The organism is Qipengyuania sp. ASV99, assembly GCF_047872805.1.
Classification (GTDB): Bacteria; Pseudomonadota; Alphaproteobacteria; order Sphingomonadales; family Sphingomonadaceae; genus Erythrobacter.
The window spans coordinates 62,893-84,064 of record NZ_JBLQUK010000002.1; the positions used below are offsets into that span (position 1 = coordinate 62,893).

18 protein-coding genes are annotated in these 21,172 nt (G+C 63.1%); all 18 read left to right on the forward strand.

The annotated features are described in order from the left end of the window. The first annotated feature begins 29 nt into the window (after positions 1 to 29). The 18 genes from ACM64M_RS04220 to ftsZ all read left to right on the forward strand — a co-directional run bounded on the left by ACM64M_RS04220 (position 30) and on the right by ftsZ (position 21,072). Positions 30 to 431 (forward strand): hypothetical protein, encoded by a 402-nt coding sequence (locus ACM64M_RS04220; protein ID WP_416227415.1) that lies wholly within the window; start codon positions 30 to 32, stop codon positions 429 to 431. Next, positions 412 to 1,218: a hypothetical protein gene (locus ACM64M_RS04225; RefSeq protein WP_416227416.1), complete on the forward strand. Its 807-nt coding sequence runs from the start codon at positions 412 to 414 to the stop codon at positions 1,216 to 1,218. Before ACM64M_RS04220 ends, ACM64M_RS04225 begins: the two co-directional genes overlap by 20 nt. 441 nt (positions 1,219 to 1,659) lie before the next feature. Then, positions 1,660 to 2,172: a division/cell wall cluster transcriptional repressor MraZ gene (locus ACM64M_RS04230; protein WP_416227417.1), complete on the forward strand. Its 513-nt coding sequence runs from the start codon at positions 1,660 to 1,662 to the stop codon at positions 2,170 to 2,172. Further along, the gene (gene rsmH / locus ACM64M_RS04235; RefSeq protein ID WP_416227418.1) at positions 2,169 to 3,143 is read left to right on the forward strand and encodes a 16S rRNA (cytosine(1402)-N(4))-methyltransferase RsmH; all 975 of its coding nucleotides are present in this window, start codon (positions 2,169 to 2,171) and stop codon (positions 3,141 to 3,143) included. The genes ACM64M_RS04230 and rsmH overlap by 4 nt, the downstream gene beginning before the upstream one ends. After that, positions 3,140 to 3,706 carry a hypothetical protein gene (locus ACM64M_RS04240; protein WP_416227419.1) on the forward strand — a complete coding sequence of 189 codons (567 nt, stop codon included), beginning with the start codon at positions 3,140 to 3,142 and terminating at the stop codon, positions 3,704 to 3,706. Before rsmH ends, ACM64M_RS04240 begins: the two co-directional genes overlap by 4 nt. Then, positions 3,703 to 5,514, forward strand: a complete 1,812-nt coding sequence (locus ACM64M_RS04245) for a peptidoglycan D,D-transpeptidase FtsI family protein (RefSeq protein ID WP_416227420.1) — start codon at positions 3,703 to 3,705, stop codon at positions 5,512 to 5,514. Before ACM64M_RS04240 ends, ACM64M_RS04245 begins: the two co-directional genes overlap by 4 nt. Continuing rightward, positions 5,511 to 7,043: a UDP-N-acetylmuramoyl-L-alanyl-D-glutamate--2,6-diaminopimelate ligase gene (locus ACM64M_RS04250; RefSeq protein WP_416227421.1), complete on the forward strand. Its 1,533-nt coding sequence runs from the start codon at positions 5,511 to 5,513 to the stop codon at positions 7,041 to 7,043. The genes ACM64M_RS04245 and ACM64M_RS04250 overlap by 4 nt, the downstream gene beginning before the upstream one ends. Next, positions 7,040 to 8,512, forward strand: coding sequence for a UDP-N-acetylmuramoyl-tripeptide--D-alanyl-D-alanine ligase (locus ACM64M_RS04255; protein WP_416227422.1), 1,473 nt, complete (start codon positions 7,040 to 7,042; stop codon positions 8,510 to 8,512). The genes ACM64M_RS04250 and ACM64M_RS04255 overlap by 4 nt, the downstream gene beginning before the upstream one ends. A gap of 19 nt (positions 8,513 to 8,531) precedes the next feature. Further along, positions 8,532 to 9,602 carry a phospho-N-acetylmuramoyl-pentapeptide-transferase gene (gene mraY, locus ACM64M_RS04260; RefSeq protein WP_416227423.1) on the forward strand — a complete coding sequence of 357 codons (1,071 nt, stop codon included), beginning with the start codon at positions 8,532 to 8,534 and terminating at the stop codon, positions 9,600 to 9,602. 10 nt (positions 9,603 to 9,612) lie between these two features. Continuing rightward, positions 9,613 to 11,004, forward strand: a complete 1,392-nt coding sequence (gene murD / locus ACM64M_RS04265; protein ID WP_416227424.1) for a UDP-N-acetylmuramoyl-L-alanine--D-glutamate ligase — start codon at positions 9,613 to 9,615, stop codon at positions 11,002 to 11,004. Then, positions 11,001 to 12,254 (forward strand): FtsW/RodA/SpoVE family cell cycle protein, encoded by a 1,254-nt coding sequence (locus tag ACM64M_RS04270; protein ID WP_416227425.1) that lies wholly within the window; start codon positions 11,001 to 11,003, stop codon positions 12,252 to 12,254. The genes murD and ACM64M_RS04270 overlap by 4 nt, the downstream gene beginning before the upstream one ends. Beyond that, the gene (gene murG / locus ACM64M_RS04275; protein WP_416227426.1) at positions 12,251 to 13,471 is read left to right on the forward strand and encodes an undecaprenyldiphospho-muramoylpentapeptide beta-N-acetylglucosaminyltransferase; all 1,221 of its coding nucleotides are present in this window, start codon (positions 12,251 to 12,253) and stop codon (positions 13,469 to 13,471) included. Before ACM64M_RS04270 ends, murG begins: the two co-directional genes overlap by 4 nt. Further along, positions 13,468 to 14,892, forward strand: coding sequence for a UDP-N-acetylmuramate--L-alanine ligase (gene murC, locus ACM64M_RS04280; protein ID WP_416227427.1), 1,425 nt, complete (start codon positions 13,468 to 13,470; stop codon positions 14,890 to 14,892). Before murG ends, murC begins: the two co-directional genes overlap by 4 nt. Further along, complete coding sequence (murB, locus tag ACM64M_RS04285) at positions 14,889 to 15,863, forward strand: UDP-N-acetylmuramate dehydrogenase (protein ID WP_416227428.1); 975 nt, start codon at positions 14,889 to 14,891, stop codon at positions 15,861 to 15,863. Before murC ends, murB begins: the two co-directional genes overlap by 4 nt. Before the next feature lie 13 nt (positions 15,864 to 15,876). Next, positions 15,877 to 16,860: a D-alanine--D-alanine ligase gene (locus ACM64M_RS04290; protein ID WP_416227641.1), complete on the forward strand. Its 984-nt coding sequence runs from the start codon at positions 15,877 to 15,879 to the stop codon at positions 16,858 to 16,860. Beyond that, a complete protein-coding gene (locus ACM64M_RS04295; protein WP_416227429.1) occupies positions 16,841 to 17,761 on the forward strand; it encodes a cell division protein FtsQ/DivIB in 921 nt (306 codons plus the stop codon). The genes ACM64M_RS04290 and ACM64M_RS04295 overlap by 20 nt, the downstream gene beginning before the upstream one ends. After that, positions 17,761 to 19,092, forward strand: a complete 1,332-nt coding sequence (gene ftsA / locus ACM64M_RS04300) for a cell division protein FtsA (RefSeq protein ID WP_416227430.1) — start codon at positions 17,761 to 17,763, stop codon at positions 19,090 to 19,092. Before ACM64M_RS04295 ends, ftsA begins: the two co-directional genes overlap by 1 nt. 198 nt (positions 19,093 to 19,290) lie before the next feature. Further along, positions 19,291 to 21,072 carry a cell division protein FtsZ gene (ftsZ, locus tag ACM64M_RS04305; RefSeq protein ID WP_416227431.1) on the forward strand — a complete coding sequence of 594 codons (1,782 nt, stop codon included), beginning with the start codon at positions 19,291 to 19,293 and terminating at the stop codon, positions 21,070 to 21,072. Positions 21,073 to 21,172 lie beyond the last annotated feature (100 nt).

Consider the following 21,172-nt stretch of genomic DNA (forward strand, 5'->3'; position numbering starts at 1 on the left):
TCGGGTCAAGCTGCGCTAAAATGGCCTCCATGACTGGCGGAAGATTCACTCGGCGCGGCTGGCAGGCGCAGGAAAAGCTGGACAGTGCAGGCGAAGAACAGGCCCCGCGCGAAGGTGCGCCGCTGGGCGGCAACCGCGCCGAAGCAGCGCAAAGATTGCAGGTCGGGCTGTTCGGGATTGGCGCGATGGTGCTGTTGATCGGTTTGGCCAATGTGCTGGGAAATCAGGCTGACCTGACCGAGGAGCGCGCGGTGCCAGATGCCGCTCCGACGACCGAACCGACCGCCGCCCCGGCGCAGCGCGACCCGCTTGCCGACGCTGGCATTGTCCCGGAGATTCGGACCGAGCAGGGAACGACCCCGGCTGACGCCTCTGCTGGACCGAGGATCGAGGATTCCGAACCCACCGCCAATGGCACCCCGCAAAATTAGGCGTGCCTTTGCGGTTGGCACGGCGGGTCTTGCTGTGCTGCTGAGTGGGTGCAATATTTCTCCAAGCGCTCCTGCGCCGACCCCGGAAACCGAAAGCGAACGAGAAAAGCCACGGCTTGGGCTGATGACCAGCCTGCCGCTTTATTGGCCGCTGAACGCAGACCTTGCCGATATTGCCAGCGGGGCCGCCGCGCCGCCGTGGCAGCGCCGCCTGCTGGAGCGAGACTATGAACTGGTGCCGCTCGATACGCTTTCTCCCATACAAGGCCTGTCCGAAGAAGCGGGTGACACCGATCCGCTATCCGGGCTTGACCTGATCGCAGTGATCCAACCGCGCGGGCTTTCGGCTGCGGATAATGCCGCGCTCGATGGCTGGGTGCGCGGCGGCGGGCGATTGCTGATCGCGCTCGATCCGCTGCTGACCGGCGAATATGACATCGCACTGGGCGATCCGCGCCGCCCCAATGACACCGCGCTGATCCCGCCGGTGATCCCGCGCTGGGGCATCGCCAATACCTATGCCGAAAACCTGACCGAGGTGCGCTATGCAGAGCTGCCGGGCGGGCGCGTTCCGGTCTGGATGGGCAGCAATCTGAGTCTTGCCGAGGGCGCGGACAACGCCAATCTCTGCCGCGTGCATGACAGTGGCCTGATCCTGCGCTGCGACAGCGTGGGCAAGGGCACGGTCACCTATATTGGCGATGCGACATTGTTCGAGCACCGCGACCTGATCGGAGCCGATGGTGAGGCGATAGCGGCGCTGCTTGCTTACGCCTTTGCCAACTAATCGCTGGTGCTTTCAGCCCATCGGGAATATCACGGGAAGCGCACCCTATCTCAAAATTGGAATCGGGAATCGGACGGGTTTTTTGCGGGAATCGACCCTGATTTCAGCGAATTGGGACCGAAATTTGTACGATTTTGACATTCTTGAAGGTCAGACAAGAAAATTCTGGAATATGAAAATGTAGGTAAATCAGGAATTTACCGTTTATTCCCGTGATTTTCCTACATTCTCCCTAGCCTTGCGGAGGCTTCCCGGATATTACCGGGTTCCATCAAACATGCCGGTTTGCCCCGCGTCGCCTTTGTCGGTTGGCGCGCCGTTCCCGCTCGCGCGGGGGCGGTGGCGGGCGAGACGTGGGCCTTGCTCAGGTGTCCCGGTGTGCGTGGGGAGAAGTCAGGAGCGGCGGCGAAAATGCAGCCGTAGCAAGGGGATGGGGAACGCGTGTCAGTGCTGGGCGCATATAATGGACAAGCCTATTCGCCGATTGGCGACAAGGGCCGCTTTGTCCTGCCCCCGGCGTTTCGCAAGGCGGTAAAAGACGCCTCCGGCGGCAGCAAGACCCTGTGCCTGCTCGCGCATGAACGCTTTGATTGCCTTGTGGGTTTTGGCCTGTCGCGGATCGAGAAACTGCACGAACAGCTCGACCGCGAAGAAGAGCGCGCCATCCGGCTCCAGCATAATGATTTCGACCGTGACGTGCGCGCGGGCCAGTTGTTCCAGTTTGAACAGCTGCCGTTTGATGACAGCGGACGGTTCGTCATGCCCGACCACCTCAAGGAACTCGGCAAGGTCGACGACGGCCTGTATTTTCAGGGCGCGGGCGATTTCTTCTTTGTCTGGAACCCGGCCGAACTCGCGCGCATGGACGCTGCGTGGAAAGGCGCGCAAGCGACCTGTCGGCGGCTGGTGGCAGAGGCCGAGGCCAAGGCCGCGAAAAAGGAGGCCGGGCAATGATCGCCTCGCCTTCCGCTCAGGCACCGCATGTGCCCGTGCTGCTTTCCGAAGTGGTCGCGGCAATCCAGCCAAAGCCCGATATGGCGATCATCGACGCGACCTTTGGCGCGGGCGGATATTCGCGTGCGCTGCTGGAGGCAGGGGCGCGGGTCTACGCCTTTGACCGCGATCCTGACGCGATCCGCGACGGGGCGGCAATGGTCGCCGAATTCGCTGGCCGCCTGTCGCTTCACCCCGAACGGTTTTCCGCCATGCGCGCGGAAATGGCGCGCATCGGGGTGCCTCAGGTCGACGCCGTGGTGATGGATATTGGCGTTTCATCCATGCAGCTCGATCAGGGGACACGCGGCTTTGCCTTTTCCTCCGACGGCCCGCTCGACATGCGGATGAGCCAGAGCGGGGAAAGCGCGGCAGATTTCCTCAATTGCGCCGATGAGGCGGCGATTGCCGACGTGCTGTATCAATATGGCGAGGAACGCCAGTCGCGCCGGGTGGCCCGCGCAATCGTCGCTGCGCGTCCGCTGGAAACGACCGGCGATCTCGCCCGCGTGGTGCGCCGCGCGCTGGGTCACAAACCGCATGACAAGAAAGACCCCGCAACCCGCAGTTTTCAGGCGGTGCGCATTCATGTGAACGATGAATTGGGCGAACTGCGCGCCGGGCTGAACGCGGCGGAGATGCTGCTGCGCGAAGGCGGCGTGCTCGCCGTGGTCGCGTTTCACAGTCTCGAAGACCGCATCGTCAAACATTTCCTGCGCGAAGCCTCTGGCGCTGGCCGCGCGGTGTCGCGCCACTTGCCCGGCGAAAAGCCCGGCCCTCCGCCGACCTTTGCCCAGCTTTCCAAGGCGATGCGCCCGACCGAGGATGAGATCGCCGCCAACCCGCGCGCTCGGTCGTCAACGCTGCGCCATGCGATCCGCACCGATGCCCCGGCGCGCGGCGCTTCAGCCCATGAAAGGACAGATGCATGATACCCGCTGGTTCGCGTATTCGCCAGATTGGTTGGGCTGCGGTGCTCGCGGCCTGCGTGCTGCTGTTCGCGGTGCTCAGTTTCAATGTCAGCGCGGTCAAGAGCGAGGTCCTGCTGGCCGAACGTCAGATCATCGCGCTTGAACGCGAGACTTTGCTGCTCGAAACCGAATTTCAGACCCGTGCCAGTCAGCGGCAACTCGCTGAATGGAACGCGGTGGAGCTGGGTTACAAACCGCCGCGCGCCGATCAGTTTCTGGAGAATGAGCGGCAATTGGCAAGCCTGGGCCAGTCGCTTGGCCCCGATGCCCCGACCCCAATCCGCGTGGCCCGCGCCGAACTGGGCGCAGCGGAGCGGCAATCGCGCGATATGGTTTCGCCGATCACCGGGCAGAAAATCACGCTCGCTTCGGTCAGCGCGGGAGAGGACGCCGGGGCGGTGTTTACCGAGGCCTTTGGTGAATTTTTGATCGAGGCGTCTCCGATCCGCGCCGCCAATGCCCGAACGCAGACTGGGCGCTTGTCGGGCGATGCCAGTGCGCTGTCCGGCGAGAATGGCGAATGACGGCGTTTGCCCTTTCCGCAGGGCGTGCACCAACCGCAACACCGGCACCGGGCTCTCCCGCGCAGCGCCGGGGCAATGCGGCGCGTCCGAAGGGTTCTGCCGGACGCCTGCATTCGGTGCATATGCGTCATGGCTTGCTGATCACGGCGCGGCTGCGGCTGTTGGTGATCCTGGGCGGATTTGTGTTGGTGGCGCTGATTGCGCTGGCCCGCATCGGCTATCTCGGCTTTGTTGGCGCAGCGCCCAGTCAGACCAGCCTTGCCGAAGCATTGCTGCCCCCGCGCGGAGACATCACCGACCGCAACGGAACCCCGCTGGCGCGCACATTCCCGGCCTATGCCTTGTGGTTCAACCCGCGCGCGATGGGCGATGAAGGTGCGCCGCTGGTCGATACGCCAGAGGATGTTGCGGCGCGGCTCCAGACGATTTTTCCCGATCTCGACGTTGACCGCACGGTCCGGGTGCTGTCATCGGACCGCGGCGGCTATATCCTGCGCCGGGTGTTGCCCGAAGAAGCCAACAAGGTGTTTGAACTGGGCGAAATTGCGCTGGAGATCCCGCGCGAATACGACCGCCATTACCCGCAAGGGCCGCTGGGCGCGCATGTGCTGGGCTATGTGATGGAAGATGGCGACCGCCAATTGTCAGGGCGGCTCGGGATGGAACAAGTGCTGGATCACCGGCTTTCTGACCCCGACCTGCGCGGCACTCCGACTGCGCTTTCGATTGATCTGCGGGTTCAGGGCGCGCTCGAAGATGAATTGGGGCGCGGGATGCTGGCGACCGATTCAAAGGGTGCTGCGGGGATCGTGCTGGATGTCGATACGGGTGAGGTGATGGCGATGGCATCTTTACCGGCGTTCGATCCAAACCTGTCCAATGTTCAGCATTCGCCAAATATTTATAACCGCGCGACCAATGCGACCTATGAATTGGGCTCGACATTCAAACCGATCAGCATCGCGGCGGCCATCGATGCCGGGGTGGTGCGCAATCTGGGTGCGGAATGGGATGCGACCAATGTTGAACTCGCTGGCCGGACGATCCGCGATCTCAAGCCCAAGGGCGCAACGCTGAACGTGCCAGAGGCGCTGGTCTATTCCTCCAACACGGTGACCGCGCGGGTTGCCGATGAACTGGGCGAAGAACGGCTGCGTCAGGTGCTGATCGACCTCGGCATGAACCAGACCTCGCAGATTGAATTGCAAGCGCGGGGGAAGCCGCAATGGCCGCAGATGCGCCCCAACGGGACCTGGTCACGGCTCACCAATATGACCGTCAGCTATGGCCACGGGATTGCGGTAACGCCGCTGCATCTGGCCAATGCCTATGCCGCGATGGTCAATGGCGGGATCGCGCGCCCGGCGACATTGCGCCGGGTCGAGCCGGGGGCTGCACCGCGCGGGAAACGGGTGTTCAAGGCTTCGACCTCTTCGCGGATGCGCCAATTGCTGCGGATGATTTCGATGTATGGCACCGGACGCAGCGCCGATGCGCCGGGTTACCGGGTGGGCGGCAAGACTGGTTCGGCTGAAAAGGCGACGGCGGGCGGTTACCGCGAAACCGCGCTCATTTCGTCCTTTGCGGCAGCGTTTCCGATGGACCGCCCACGCTATGTGGTGGTCATCGTGCTCGATGAACCGCGCGGCACCGCGGCGGCCCATGGTCAGCGCACGGCAGCGTTCAACGCGGCGCCGATTGTCAAGGAACTGGTGCCGAGGATCGGCCCGATGCTGGGCGTGCTGCCCGATGCCAACCGCGATGTCGATATTTCCGACCTGCGGTTCCTGGTTGAGGGGCGGCGATGAAATTGGCGGCGCTTATCGCTGGGGCTGGATTGGAGATTGAAGGGGGCGGTAACGCCGCTGGCGTCGATGTCACCGGCTTTGCCATCGATCACCGAAAGATCGCCCCCGGCACCGTGTTCGGCGCGTTTCGCGGCAGCCGGTTCAATGCCGAAGACTTCATTCCTGCCGCCATCGCAGCGGGCGCGGTGGCCATCGTGGCTGCTTCCGATGCCAAAGTTGACGGCGCTTTGCATATCGCCAGCGAGGAACCGCGCCGCTCTTTCGCGCAGCTTGCAGCCCGCTTTTTCAGCCCTGTGCCCGAAACGATTGTCGCGGTCACCGGAACCAACGGCAAGACCTCAACCGCCGAGATGACCCGGCAAATCTGGCGCATGTGCGGAGAGCGCGCGGCCAGCATCGGGACGCTGGGCGTGACCACCCCCGATGGCAGCGTGGCGACCGGCCTGACCACGCCGGACATCGTTACCTTCCTCAGCAATATGAGCGGGCTGGCGCGCGAAGGCGTGACCCATGTCGCCTATGAAGCGTCAAGCCACGGCCTTTCGCAATTCCGCAATGAAAGCCTGCGCGTGGCCGCCGGGGCGTTCACCAATTTCAGCCGCGACCACCTCGATTATCACGGCACGATGGAGGAATATTTCGCGGCCAAGATGCGGTTGTTCGATGAAGTGGTCGAAGACGGCGGCAGCGCGATAATCTGGAACGGCGGCGACGATAATGACTGGACTCGCCGCGCCGCTGACCATGCCAAGGCGCGCAATCTGCGGGTGCTGAGTGTGGGGGAGGGCGGAGATTTTCTGCGGCTGACTGCGCGCACGGCAACCCAGCTTGGCCAGACGCTGACGATTGACCATGAGGGCTGCAGCCGCGCGGTCGCGTTGCCATTGATCGGGGATTACCAGACCGCCAATGCGCTGGTGTCGGCGGGGCTGGCGCTGGCGACAGGATCGGATGCGGATCAGGTGTTCGATGCGCTTGGGCGGTTGCAACCGGTGCGTGGGCGGCTCGAACGGGCATGCCTGACACCAGCGGGCGCGCCGGTCTATGTCGATTACGCGCATACACCCGACGCGCTGGAGGCGGCGATTGCGGCCTTGCGCGGGCATGTTGACACCGCTCGCGGTGGGCGCTTGATTGCGGTGTTTGGCGCAGGCGGTGACCGCGATGCGGGTAAGCGCGCCGGGATGGGTGCAGCGGCGGCAATGGGCGCGGAAATCGTGATCGTGACCGATGACAATCCGCGCGGTGAAGACCCCGCGAAAATTCGCAAAGCGGTGCTCGAAGGTGTGGACAGTCCCGATGCAGGGGCACTCATTCGCGCTGCATTTGAATATGGCGACCGCAGGCAGGCCATCGCCGAGGCGGTGCAGCAGGCGGGCGCCCACGACATCATCCTCATCGCCGGAAAAGGGCATGAGCAAGGACAGATCATCGGTTCTGGAGAAAGCATGCGAATTTTGCCGTTCGACGATGTTGAAGTGGCGCGTGAATGCGCCGCCGCCCATGCGCAAACGGACGCAGGGTCATGAACGCACCGCACCCTTTGCTGCGGGCATGGCCGCTCGACCCGCGCGACGATTTGCCGCTGGCGCTGTGGGATGCCGCCGGGATCGAAGCTGCGACAGGCGGGCAGGCGAGCCATGCGTTTCAGGCCTCCGGCGTCGAGATGGACAGCCGTGATGTGCGCCCCGGCGATTTGTTTGTCGCGCTCAGAGGAGAGGCGATGGACGGACACAAATTCATCGCCTCCGCCTTTGCCAAGGGCGCGGTCGCGGCCATCACTGACCGCCCGGTCGATTTCCCGCATGTGCTGACCGGTGACACGGCCAAGGCGCTCCACGCTCTGGCCCAAGCCGCGCGCAGCCGTAGCAAAGCGGTGCGGATCGCGGTGACCGGTTCGGTCGGCAAGACCGGGGTAAAGGAAGCAATCTTCGCCGCGCTCGACCGCTCCAGCCGTGGCGCTGCGCATCGCAGCGTGCGCAGTTACAACAACCATGTCGGCGTTCCGCTCAGCCTGGCGCGGATGCCCGCGCGCAGCCGGTTCGGGGTGTTTGAAATGGGCATGAACCACGCGGGCGAGATCGCACCGCTGGGCGATCATGTCCGGCCGCATGTGGCGGTAATCACGACCATCGCGCCGGCACACATTGAAAATCTCGGCAGCATGGAGGCTATCGCGGATGAAAAGGCGCAGATTTTCACCGGGCTGGCCGCAGGCGGCACGGCGGTCATTCCGGCAGACAGCGAATATTCGCAGCGACTGATCGGCCATGCACGCGCGCTTGGGGTCAATATCCTGACCTTCGGGCGCAGCGAAGATGCCGATGTGCGGCTGCTCGATGCGATTGCCGGAAACAATGGCGGTTCGATCGTTACCGCCGAACTTGGCCCGCGCGCTGGCGGGCGGCGACTGTGTTACAGCATCGCCGAACCGGGCGAACACTGGGTTGCCAATTCGCTGGCGGTCATGGCGTCGGTGCAGGCTGCAGGCGGCGACCTTGCCAGCGCGGGCCTTGCGCTGGCGGAAATGGGCGGGCTGCAAGGACGCGGCGCGCGCAGCCAGATCACGGCGGCGGGCGGCAAGGCGTTGCTGATCGACGAAAGTTACAACGCCAACCCGGCCTCGATGCGCGCCACATTGCGGGCGATTGGACAGACCCCGGCGCTGCGCCGCATCGCAGTTTTGGGGAGCATGAAAGAATTGGGGGATTTCGGCCCGCGTTTCCACATGCAACTGGCCGAGCCACTGATCGAGGCGAAGATCGACCACGCCATTCTGGTCGGCGATGAAATGCGCGATCTTGCCGCCGAACTGGGGAGAAGGAGCGCGCAATCGCTTGGCTTCAAGCCTGGCTTCGCCCATTGTGCAGGCCCTGCTGAAGCGATTGCTGCGCTCGAACAATTCGGACTCACGCACGGCGATGCGGTGCTTGTAAAGGGCTCCAATTCGGTCGGCCTTGGCAGGCTGGTGTCACACTTTACGAAAGAGCCGGGATGATCGGCGCCAAGGGATCCGAATGCTCTATTTGATTGCGGAATGGCTTGGCTTTGAAGGGCCGCTTAATCTGGTGCGGTACCAGACCTTCCGGTTTGGCGCGACATTGATGACGGCGCTGGTGCTGGGTCTGATAATCGGCCCGAAATTCATCAACATGCTGCGCGTGCGTCAGGGCAAGGGTCAGCCGATCCGCGAAGACGGCCCGCAAAGCCATCTCGCCAAGCGCGGCACGCCAACCATGGGCGGGTTGATGATCCTGGTCGCGCTGTCGTGTTCGCTGCTGTTGTGGATGGATTTGACCAGCCCGTTTGTGTGGGCGTGTCTGGCGGTGACGCTGGGTTTTGGTGTGATCGGATTCATTGACGATTATGACAAGGTGACCAAGAACAGCCACGCCGGACTTTCGGGCAGGGTGCGGTTGCTGTTTGAATTCGCGGTCGCTGGCGTGGCCAGCTACCTGATCGTCAGCCAGATCAACACCAATCTGTATATTCCGTTCTTTTCCAATGTCTCGATCCCGCTTGGCCCGGCCTATTATCTCTTCGCCGCCTTTGTGATGGTGGGCGCGGGCAATGCGGTGAACCTGACCGATGGGCTGGACGGGCTGGCAATCATGCCTGTCATCATCGCAGCGGGCACCTTTGCGATTATCGCCTATCTGGTCGGGCGCGCGGATTTCAGCGCTTATCTTGGCATTCCACATGTTCCCGGCGCGGGCGAACTGGCGATATTCTCAGCCGCGATCATGGGCGCGGGGCTGGCATTCCTGTGGTTCAATGCGCCCCCTGCGGCGGTGTTCATGGGCGATACCGGGTCGCTGGCGCTGGGCGGTGCATTGGGAGCCATTGCGGTGGCCAGCCATCACGAGGTCGTGCTGGCCATCGTCGGCGGCCTGTTCGTTCTCGAAGCGGTGTCAGTCATCATTCAGGTGTTCTGGTTCAAACGCACCGGTAAACGGGTGTTTCGCATGGCCCCGATCCATCATCATTTCGAACAGCTCGGCTGGAGCGAGAGCAAGGTCGTGATCCGGTTCTGGATTATCGCCATTGTGCTCGCGCTGATCGGGCTGGCCACGCTCAAGCTGAGGTAGCGCCGACGCCGTGATCACCTCCCCTGCATTTGCTGGAAAGCGCTATGCGATCCTCGGCCTTGCTCGCTCTGGCGCAGCGGCGGCGGAGGCGCTGCTGGCGAGCGGCGCGCAGATCACCGTGTGGGATCGTCAGGATGTGGCCCGCGAGCCATTTGCGGGTCGCTGCGCGATTGCCGATCCGCTCACGCTGGACTTGACCGGGTTTGACGGTTTGATCGTTTCGCCCGGTGTGCCGCTCAACACCCATCCGATTGCCGCCCATGCGGCGCGCTATGGCGTGCCGGTGCTGGGCGATATCGAATTGTTCGCGCTCGCCCGGCCCGCTTTGCTCCCGCACAAGGTTGTCGGCGTGACCGGCACCAATGGCAAATCGACGACCGTGGCGCTGGTCCATCATGTCCTGCGTATGGCCGGTATTCCGGCGCTGCTGGGCGGCAATATCGGCGAACCGATCATGGCGCAGGACGCGCTCGAGCCGAATGAAAATGGCGAAGGGGTCTATGTGCTCGAACTGTCGAGCTATCAGATTGATCTGACGGTCAGTCTCGACCCCGAAGTCGCAGCGCTGACCAATATCACTCCCGACCATCTTGATCGCTATGATGGCTTTGCTGGCTATGCGGCGTCGAAGGCGCGGCTGTTCGACCTGCAATCGCCGCGCGGTCTGGCGGTGTTTGGCGCTTTGTCGGGTGCGGCGGGCGAGATTTTCCGTGCGCAGCAATCGCGCCGTCCCGTCGGACGGGCGGTTGCCGCTGACGTCGCCGCGCTTGCCGACCTGCAACCCGGCTGGCCCAGCCTGCAAGGGCCGCACAATCTTGAAAATGCCGCGCTCGCCGTCGCCATTGCTGAGGAATTGGGGGTTAAGCCTGCGCAGTGGCAGCACGCCATGCCCCGGTTCCGCAATCTGCCCCACCGGATGGAACGGGTGTGCGAAGAAGACGGCGTGCTGTTCATCAATGACAGCAAGGCAACCAACACCGCCTCGACCGCGCCTGCGCTGGCGGCCTTTCCGCCGCATGCCGACATCCATGGCGGCACCCCGCGCATCCACTGGATTGTCGGCGGGCTGGCCAAGGAAGACGGGCTGGGCGAATGCGCCGACCATTTCGCTGCAATAGCCGCTGCCTATACTGTTGGTGAGGCCGGGCCGCGCTTCGCCGATCTGCTCGACGGGCAAGTGCCGGTGGTCGAACGCTGCGAATTGATCAGCGAGGCGGTGCGCCGCGCCCGCGAAGCCTCCCGGCCCGGCGATGTCGTGTTGTTTTCGCCCGCTTGCGCCAGCTTCGATCAGTTCCGCGATTATGAAAAGCGCGGCGAGCTGTTCCGCCAACTGGTTGGGGTAATTGCCGATTGCGCGGTGGATTGCACGCCATCTTCGCTGCTTGGGGATGACCTGCGATGACCAGCGTTTCCGCGCGGCCCCGCAGCGATGCGAAATTCCATGCTCCTGTGCCAGTGCGGCGCGGATGGGGCGACCGGCTGCGCGTGTGGTGGCGCGAGATTGACAAATGGCTGCTGGGCTTAGTGCTCTTGCTGATGGCGCTCGGCACCATTGCGCTCGCGGCGGCCTCACCAGCGGCGGGGGAGCAATATAAAGTCGCCGATTTTGCCTTTTTTCAGAAACACATCATCTTTCAGATCAGCGGGATTGGCCTGATGATCACCGTGTCCTTTATCAGCCGCGAAGACGCGCGGCGCATCGGCATTTTGATGGCGGCGGTGATGCTGTTCCTGTTGTTGCTGGTCCCCATTTTGGGGGAGGAGCGCAATGGTGCGCGGCGCTGGCTGGATGTCGGCATGTCGTTGCAGCCCAGCGAATTTCTGAAGCCCGGTTTTGCGATTTTGCTGGCGTGGATTTTGTCGTGGCGGCTGCGCGATCCGGGGCTGCCGGTGCTGTCCTATGCGACGCTGACCATGGCGCTGGTTGGGGCGCTGCTGATGCTGCAACCCAACCTTGGGGATGCCATCTTGTTTGGCGGCGTGTGGTTTGTGCTGGTGCTGCTATCGGGTGTGGCGCTGCAGAGGATCGGTCTGTTGATGGCGGGCGGGGTCGCGGCGCTGACCGCGACCTATTTTCTGTATGACAACGCCCGCAACCGGATCGACAGTTTCTTTGGCGGAGGCACCGCTTTCGATCAGGTCGATCTGGCGCAGCGCACGCTGCTCAATGGCGGATGGACCGGCAGCGGATTGTGGCTCGGCACGCGCAAGATGAATTTGCCAGAGGCGCATACTGACTATATCTTTTCGGTCATCGGAGAGGAATTCGGCCTGCTGGCCTGCGCCTTGATCTTGTTGTTGTTTCTCGCCATCATCATCCGCGCGCTGGTGCGGCTGGTGGATGAAGAAAACCTGTTCGCTTTGCTGGCTGGGGCGGGGCTGACCGCCCAGATCGGCGGGCAGGCGTTCATCAACATGATGGTCAATCTGCAATTGTTTCCGTCAAAGGGGATGACTTTACCGCTGATCAGCTATGGCGGATCATCGACGCTGGCGGTGTGTTTCACAATCGGGCTATTGCTGGCGATAACCCGGCGCAATCCGTTCCTTAACCGGGATCGGCCAGGCTTGACGAGCTTGTTTGAGCGTTCGGAAATCGGGCAAAGGCCAAATGAGCAGAGGCCAAGCGATCAAAAGGAGGACCGCGCATGACCAGCGAGCCAAGGAAAGGCACCAGCCGCCATTTCGTCCTCGCGGCAGGGGGAACCGGCGGGCATCTGATCCCGGCCTTTGCGTTGGCGGCAGAGCTTGACGCGCGCGGGCATCACATCGCGCTGATCACCGATGAACGCGGGGCGAACATTCCCGGCAAGCCTGATTTCCTGACCGCGCATGTCCTGCCTGCGGGCCGGTTTGGCAAGAATCCGCTGCGCTGGATTTCGGGCGCACGCGCAGTGATGGAAGGACGCAGCATGGCGCTGCGGCTGTTTGAAAGCTTTGCCCCAGCGGCTGTGGTCGGCTTTGGCGGCTATCCCGCGCTGCCCGCGCTGCTCGCCGCAACCGCCGCCAAGGTGCCCAGCGTGGTGCATGAGCAGAATGCGGTGCTGGGCCGGGTCAACCGATTGCTCGCCGGGCGCGTCGATGCGATTGCGACCTCATATCCCGAGGTGCAGCGGCTGAAGCCCAAGTTCAAGGGCAAGACCCACCTCGTCGGCAATCCCGTGCGCGAGGAAGTGCTGGCGCTGCGCGATGAGGATTTCCCTGCGTTCACTGAAGAAGGGCTGCTGCGCGTGCTGGTGACTGGCGGAAGTCAGGGCGCCAGCGTGCTTTCCGATGTTGTGCCCGATGGCTTGGCGATGCTGCCGCCTGGGCTGCGCAGCCGTTTGCAGGTGACCCAGCAATGCCGCGCCGAAGACCTTGACGCGGTGCGGGCGCGCTATGCCAATCACGACATTCCCGCCGAACTCGGAACCTATTTTGAAGATATGCATGAACGGCTGGCCGGCACGCATCTGTTCATCGGGCGCGCAGGCGCATCGACGATTGCCGAACTGACGGCGGTGGGCCGCCCGGCGATCCTGGTCCCGCTGCCGATTGCAACCGACGATCATCAGGCGGTCAACACCAGCGAGATTGTGAAAGCGGGCGGCGCGCGGATGATCCGGCAGGACAATTTCACGCCCAAGGAACTCGCCAAGCAGATTCAGGCGCTTGCGCAGCATCCCGCCAGCCTCGCCAATGCCGCGCATGGCGCGTGGAATTGCGGTCGGCCCAAGGCGGCGGAGGACCTTGCGGATCTGGTCGAAGGAATGGGCGGGATTGATCTGATGGATGTCATCCGGGTCGGCGAAGCCGCGCCTAGAGCCGCCGCCACTGCGACCAAGCCACAGACCGCCACCCGCTCCAGCGGAGAGGATATTGCTGCATGAAGGGCGTGGGCACCGACATTGGCGTCATCCATTTCGTCGGCATCGGCGGCATCGGCATGTCGGGCATTGCCGAGGTGATGCACAATCTCGGCTACATCGTGCAGGGCAGCGACATCAAGGAAAGCCCGGTGGTCGTGCGGCTGCGCGAACAAGGCATTTCGGTGCGCATCGGGCAACAAAAGGAAAATGTCGAAGGCGCCGCCGTGGTCGTTACCTCGACCGCGGTTCGCCGCACCAATCCCGAAGTCGCCGCCGCGCTCGAATTGCGCATTCCAGTGGTGCGGCGGGCGGAAATGCTGGCCGAACTGATGCGACTGAAATCGACCGTCGCGGTGGCGGGCACGCATGGCAAGACCACCACCACCAGCATGATCGCCAGCTTGCTGGACAAGGGCGACATTGATCCGACCGTCATCAATGGCGGAATTATCGAACAATATGGTTCCAACGCCCGGCTGGGCGACAGCGACTGGATGGTGGTTGAGGCCGATGAGAGCGACGGCAGCTTCCTGCGGCTGGATGGCACCATCGCGGTGGTCACCAATATCGATCCTGAGCACCTCGACCATTACGGCGATTTCGAAGGGGTAAAGCGCGCCTTCATCGAATTCATTCACAATGTGCCGTTTTACGGTGCAGCGGTGCTGTGCATCGATCACCCGGAGGTGCAGGCGGTGATTGGGCAGGTGCGCGACCGCAAGGTCGTGACTTATGGCTTTTCGTTGCAGGCCGATATTTGCGGCGTGAATGTTCGCCCGCACGAAGGGGGCAACAGTTTCGACGTGATCATCCGTCAGCGCGGTGAACCTGACCGCCGGATCGAAGGCGTCCACCTGCCCATGCCGGGCCGCCACAATGTCCAGAACGCGCTGGCAGCAATCGCAGTGGCAATCGAAATGGGATGCAGCGACGCGGTGATCCGCGAAGGCTTTGGCAGTTTCACCGGGGTCCGTCGCCGCTTTACCAGGGTCGGCGAGGTTGCGCTGGACGGCGGCAGCGTCAGCGTGATTGACGATTACGCCCACCACCCGGTTGAAATTCGCGCAGTGCTGAGTGCGGCGCGCGAAGCGGTGGTAAAGGGCCGCGTGATCGCGGTTGCTCAGCCGCATCGCTATTCGCGGCTCAATGATCTGATGGATGATTTCCAGACCTGTTTTAACGATGCCGACATGGTGTTTGTGACCCCGGTTTACGAAGCGGGCGAGGAGTCAATCGAAGGGGTCGATGCCGCCGCGCTGGTCGCCGGAATCAAATCGCGCGGGCACCGCAGCGCGCGCACGATTCCCAGCGAGGACGATCTGGCCGCGGCGCTCGCGCAGGAAATTGCGCCCGGCGATATCATCGTGTGCCTTGGCGCGGGGGATATCACCAAATGGGCAGCTACCCTCGCCCCGGCAATTGATGCCAAGCGGGGGGCATGATCGAGATGAAGCAACCCGATGACTGGAACGATGGCGACGATGGCATGGCCCCGACTTGCGCGGTCGAAGGCGCGGTCGATGCTCCGGTGCCGATTGACAGCATTCGCGGACGGCTGACGCAGGGCGCTTCGCTGGCGAAATATGTCTGGTTCAAGAGCGGGGGCGCAGCCGATTGGTTGTTTGAACCGGCGGACCTCGAAGATCTCCGCGCGTTTTGCGAACATCTGGACGGACAGCAACCGGTCATGGCGCTGGGTGTCGGGTCGAACATGATCATCCGCGATGGCGGCGTGCCGGGTGTCGTCGTCAAATTGGGTCCGGCCTTTGCCAATGTTGAGGTCACCGGCCCAACCACCATCACCGCCGGGTCTGCCGCGCCCGCCAATATGGTTGCGCGCCGGGCCGCCAAGGCCGGGATTGACGGTCTGGCGTTTCTCACCGGCATCCCCGGATCGGTCGGCGGCGTAACAAGGATGAACGGCGGCTGTTATGGCCGCGAGACATGCGACATTCTGGTCGATTGCGATGTGATCCTGCCGGACGGGCAATTTGTCACGCTGACCAACAAGGATCTGCAATACAGTTATCGCCACTCCGCGCTGCCTGACGGGGCGATTGTGGTCGCGGTGCGGTTTGAAGGGGTGCCGGGCGATCCCGAGACAATCAAGGCGGAAATGGCGCGCATCTCTGACCAGCGCAAGGACGCGCAGCCCATCGGCAGCATGACCGGTGGTTCGACCTTTAAGAACCCGCCGGGCCAATCGAGCTGGAAGCTGATCGACGACGCGGGTCTGCGCGGGTTTCGCAATGGGGCCGCGCAGGTGAGCGAGAAGCACTGCAATTTCCTGATCAACACCGGCGGCGCAACCAGCGCCGAAATCGAAGGACTGGGCGAGATCGTGCGCGAGAAGGTCTATGCCCATTGCGGCATTCAGCTGGAATGGGAAATCAAGCGGGTGGGGCGGCCATGAGGAATCCGGCATGATGACCTCCAAACCCCCCTTGCACGTTGTCGTCCTGATGGGCGGCTGGGCGAATGAACGCGAGGTGTCGTTGATGAGCGGCGCGGGCGTCGCCGATGCGCTGGAGATGAACGGGCACCGCGTCACCTCGATCGACATGGGCCGCGACGTGGCGCAGCGGCTGGCCGAGGCCAAACCCGACGTGGTGTTCAACGCGCTGCACGGGGTTCCGGGTGAGGATGGCAGTGTGCAGGGCATGCTCGATCTAATGGGCATCGCCTATACCCATTCAGGTCTCGCCACTTCGGTCATCGCCATCGACAAGCAATTGACCAAACAGGCGCTGGTCCCGAACGGCATCCCCATGCCCGGCGGGCGGATCGTTCGCTCCGAGGAATTGTTCGAACGCGATCCTCTGCCGCGCCCCTATGTGCTCAAACCGGTCAACGAAGGCTCGTCAGTGGGCGTTGCCATTATCACTGATGACAGCAACGTCGGCAATCCGATTGCCCGCGATGCGGCAGGGCCGTGGCAGCAATTTGGCGAACTGCTCGCCGAACCTTTCATCAAGGGGCGCGAGTTGACCGCCGCCGTGATTGACAGCGCCAACGGACCGCGCGCGCTGGGCGTGACCGAACTGATCATCGATCAGGGTTTCTACGATTACGAACACAAATACACCGAAGGGCGCACGCAGCATGTGTGCCCCGCGCAGATCCCGCCCGAAATCACCGCCCTGTGCGAAGAATATGCCTTGAAAGCCCATGTTGTGTTAGGCTGTCACGGCACCAGCCGAACCGATTTCCGCTGGGACGATGAAGCGGGTGAGGCGGGATTGTTTGTGCTCGAAACCAACACCCAGCCGGGGATGACCCCGCTCAGCCTGGTGCCCGAACAGGCCCGCCATGCCGGGATCGGCTATGCCGAACTGGTCGAGCTGATCGTGATGGAAGCGATCCGGGTGCACAAATTTGATGGAGGCGCGCATGGCTCAGATCAAGCGTAGCGGCGGCACCGGTGTGCGCCGGGCGGCCAAATCGCAAAGCCGCGCAGCGGGCGCGCGCCGGGCCAAGGCGCAAACCTCCAGCCTGCTGGACCGCGCAATGGGTCTGTTTCCCTTTACCGAAGAGCAATGGAGCACGATCTGGCTGACGCTGATTATTGGCGGTGCGGTCGGGCTGGCATTCGTGATTGCCAATCTCGCAGGTGTGCCCGCCATGGCGCATGCACAGGTCGCGGCGATGGCTTCGGATGCCGGCTTTGAAGTCAAACACGTCCGCGTTACCGGCACGAACCGCATGGATGAACGGCAGGTCTATGCCCGCGCGTTGGCGCAGCGCGACCGGCCGATGCCCGACGTTGATGTCGCCCAATTGCGCCGCGAATTGCTGGAACTGCCGTGGGTCGCTGATGCGCGGGTTTCGGTGCAGCTGCCCTCAACGCTGGCGATAGATATTGTCGAACGCAAACCCCACGCTGTGCTGGAAAAGCCCGACCGGTTGATGCTGATCGATGCCGAAGGGGCAGAACTGGAACCGATTGCGCGCGAGGCAGCGGCAAAGATGCTGCGCATTTCCGGCCCCGGCGCGGCCAAACAGGTGGCAGAGCTAGACCGGCTATTGGCCTCGGCACCCGCACTTGGCCCGCAAGTGGCCGCGGCGGAATGGGTGGGCAATCGACGCTGGAACCTGTCGTTCAAAAGCGATCAAGTGCTTGCCCTGCCCGAAGGCGCGGATGAAGCGGCGAGCGCGCTCGTCAAATTTGCGCGGATGGATGGGCAAAACCGCTTGCTGGGCGGGAAGGTTGCGACCTTTGACATGCGCTCACCGCCGCGCATCTATCTGCGTTTACCCGGACGCGCCGATGCGGTCGAAATGGGCAGCGCCCCGCCTGAAGGGAACCCGTAATGGCCACCAGGGCGCCAAGCAGAACTGCCGCCGCCAAGGCTCGCTATGCGCGGATTTTTGGCGCGGTGAACGTTGGCAGTTTTCGGATTTCGGCGATGATCATGGGTGAGACCGAAACCGGCGAATTGGTGGTCATGGGTTCCGGTCACCGCGCCAGCCAGGGGATCAAGCGCGGTTATGTCACCGATATGAAGGCCGCGACCTACGCCATCCGCGACGCGGTTGAACGGGCAGAGAGGAACGCCGGAACCAGCATCCAGAGCGTCTGGATCGCCTGCGCCGGGGCAGGTCTGAAAAGCACGGTTACGCGGGTTGAGATCGAAATCGGTGGGCGCCGGATCGAAGAAGAAGATGTCGAGCAACTGTTGATCGAGGCGCAAGGCGCGATCCAGCCCGACGGGCGCAGCGTGCTCCACGCGCAACCTGCGCACTATACGCTGGACGGCGCGCACGGGGTGGCCAATCCGCGCGGCCTCCATGCCGAAAGGCTGGGTGTCGACGTGCATGTCATGCTGGCCGATGGTGCGCCGGTGCGCAATTTGATGGAAGCGGTGCAGAACGCCCATCTGGAGGTTGAAGCGGTGGTCGCCGCCCCGCTGGCCTCCGGTTACGCCTGTCTGTCGCCCGAAGAGCGCGATCTGGGCGTGGCACTGGTCGAGATCGGCAGCGATGTCACCAATGTCTCGCTGTTTGCAGCCGGGATGCTGCTGGGCTTGAGGGCCATTCCGATGGGATCGGGCGACATCACCGATGCGGTGGCCAGCGCGTTTGGTATCCGCCGGTTTCAGGCAGAGCGGCTCAAATGCGTTTCCGGTTCGGCCATCGCCAGCCCCACAGATCACCGCGAAATGATCCCGGTTTATGGCCCCAATGAAACCCCCGGCGAGGCCAGCGGCCCGATGGCGCGCGGCGCCGATGACAAGAACCGGATCGCCCGCGCTGAACTGATTTCGGTGATCGTGCAAAGCCAGTCGCAATTGACCGGAGAGATTGGCAAGGCGCTGAAGGAAATGGGTTTTTCAGGCACTCGCGCTGGTCAGGTGGTGCTCACTGGCGGGGGTGCGGAACTGGCTGGCCTCGCTGAATTTGCGCAAGGTGCGCTCGCCATGCCGGTGCGGATTGGCCGCGCTCCGGCGCTCACAGCGCTGCCCGAAGCGCACGCGACGCCGGGCTTTGCCGGACTGGCGGGGCTATGCCTCTATGCCGCCGAAGACCCGGTTGATATTCGCGCCATCGGTTCGCGCTACGCTCACCATAGCGATTTTGGCTGCTCTTTCGCATCGCTGTTTACCCTTGGGCGGTTGCTGCGCGCGGTGCGGGAATACTTTTGAGATGATACAAGTTTTCAGCTTTGGCGGGATTCTCTTGCTGCCTGGCATGGTGTATGAACATGCTTATCTGCCTGTGGATAAGGAATTCAGCGGTATAACAGGTGCATGACTAATGTGTCACAGACGAGGTGACGTAAGAAAGCCGCGCATGATCCGGAAATTGAACATCCGGCGATCTATGTCTGGAGGATTTTAGCGATGAGCATCAATATCGGACTGGCGGAAACCGACGATCTACGCCCCCGTATCACGGTTATCGGGATTGGCGGCGCAGGCGGCAATGCGATCGCCAACATGATTGCCTCGGAAATCGAAGGCGTGCGCTTCATCGTGGCCAACACCGATGCACAGGCGCTCAGCACCAGCCCGGCGGAAACCCGCATTCAGCTTGGCCCGGACATCACCGGCGGGCTGGGCGCGGGCGCGCGTCCTGAAGTGGGCAAGGCTGCCGCAGAGGAAACCGTCTCCGCCATCGAAGAGGCGCTCGACGGGGTCAACATGGTGTTCATCGCGGCGGGCATGGGCGGCGGCACCGGCACCGGCGCGGCACCGGTCATCGCAGAAGCGGCGCGGCGCAAGGGTGTGCTGACCGTGGGCGTAGTAACGAAACCGTTCCTGTTCGAAGGCACTCGCCGGATGCGCGCGGCTGAGGCAGGAATCGCGGAACTGCAGGAATGTGTGGACACGCTGATCGTGATCCCCAACCAAAATTTGTTCCTGATTGCGAAGCCCGAAACGACTTTCAAGGAAGCGTTCCAGCTTGCCGATGAAGTGCTGCAACAGGGCGTGCGGTCGATCACCGATCTGATGGTGATGCCGGGCCTCATCAACCTCGATTTTGCCGACGTTCGCTCTGTGATGAGCGAAATGGGCAAGGCGATGATGGGCACGGGCGAGGGCGAAGGCGAGAACCGCGCGCTTGACGCCGCAGAACAGGCAATCGCCAATCCGCTGCTCGACGGGGTGAGTATGCAGGGCGCCAAGGGCGTTATCATCTCGATCATCGGCGGCGAAGACATGAAGCTGATGGAGGTTGACGAGGCCGCCAACCATATCCGCGATCTCGTCGATGAAGACGCCAACATCATCTGGGGAAGCGCGTTCAACCCCGATCTTTCGGGCAAGATCCGCGTCTCGGTTGTGGCCACCGGCATCGAAAGCACAGCGAGCAGCGAAGGCCCGCGCGCGTCAGTCTCGGCGTTTTCCAACGCGCGCGCGCCAAAGCGGCCGGTGCTCGATCTGTCCGACGCGCAGGAAAGCCCGGATGAACCTGTAGATTTGTTGTCGGGGTCCGAAGCGGAAGCTGAGAACTTCTCCGTATCCGGGTCTGGCTCCTCTGCCCCGAGGATTCCCGTCATTGCCGATCCCGTCGCTTTGGCGATGTCTGGCGAGGATGAGGATGAGGATGACGATGAATATTCCGATACCAGTGCGCTTGCCGACGCGGGCGACTGCGAGGCCGCAGGCGACGCCAGCGGCGCAGGCGAACCCTTTGACCTGACCGGAATGCAAGCCGGCGATGACATGGGTGACGAAGGCGAAGACGTTGATGGCATCGTCGATCCGCTTGCCGGACTGCGCGGTGCGGATGACGAAGAGGATTATGCCGAATATAGCGAGCTCGGTGCGGGCGATGTTGGCGCTGATGACGCCGACGAGCAAGGCGGTATCCTTGCTGATGCAGATCGGCTTGCAGCGGAAGACAAGCAAGTTGAAGCTCGGCTGGGCGGCGGCCGTAGGCGCGGTATTCTCGGAGATTCAGCGGGCGATTCCGGGGGCGGGTCTGGCGGCTCCAGCGGTTCGGGCGGCGGTTCAGGGGGCGGTTCGGGCGGCGGCGGTTCGGGCGGCACCACGCTGTTCGAACGCATGGCTAACCTTTCGCGCTCGTCTGCCTCTGATGACGAAGATGAAGACGGCGACGGCGATGATGCTCCCGCGCTCAGCATCCCGCGCTTTCTTGGCCGGCAAAACAACCAGTAATCGCGCCGCGCGCGCTCGCTTTGCCGAATTCTCCGCGCTGTTCAGCCCAACGAGCGGCGTGCGTGGGTGGCGCTGCGGTCATAATCATCTAGCGGAAACG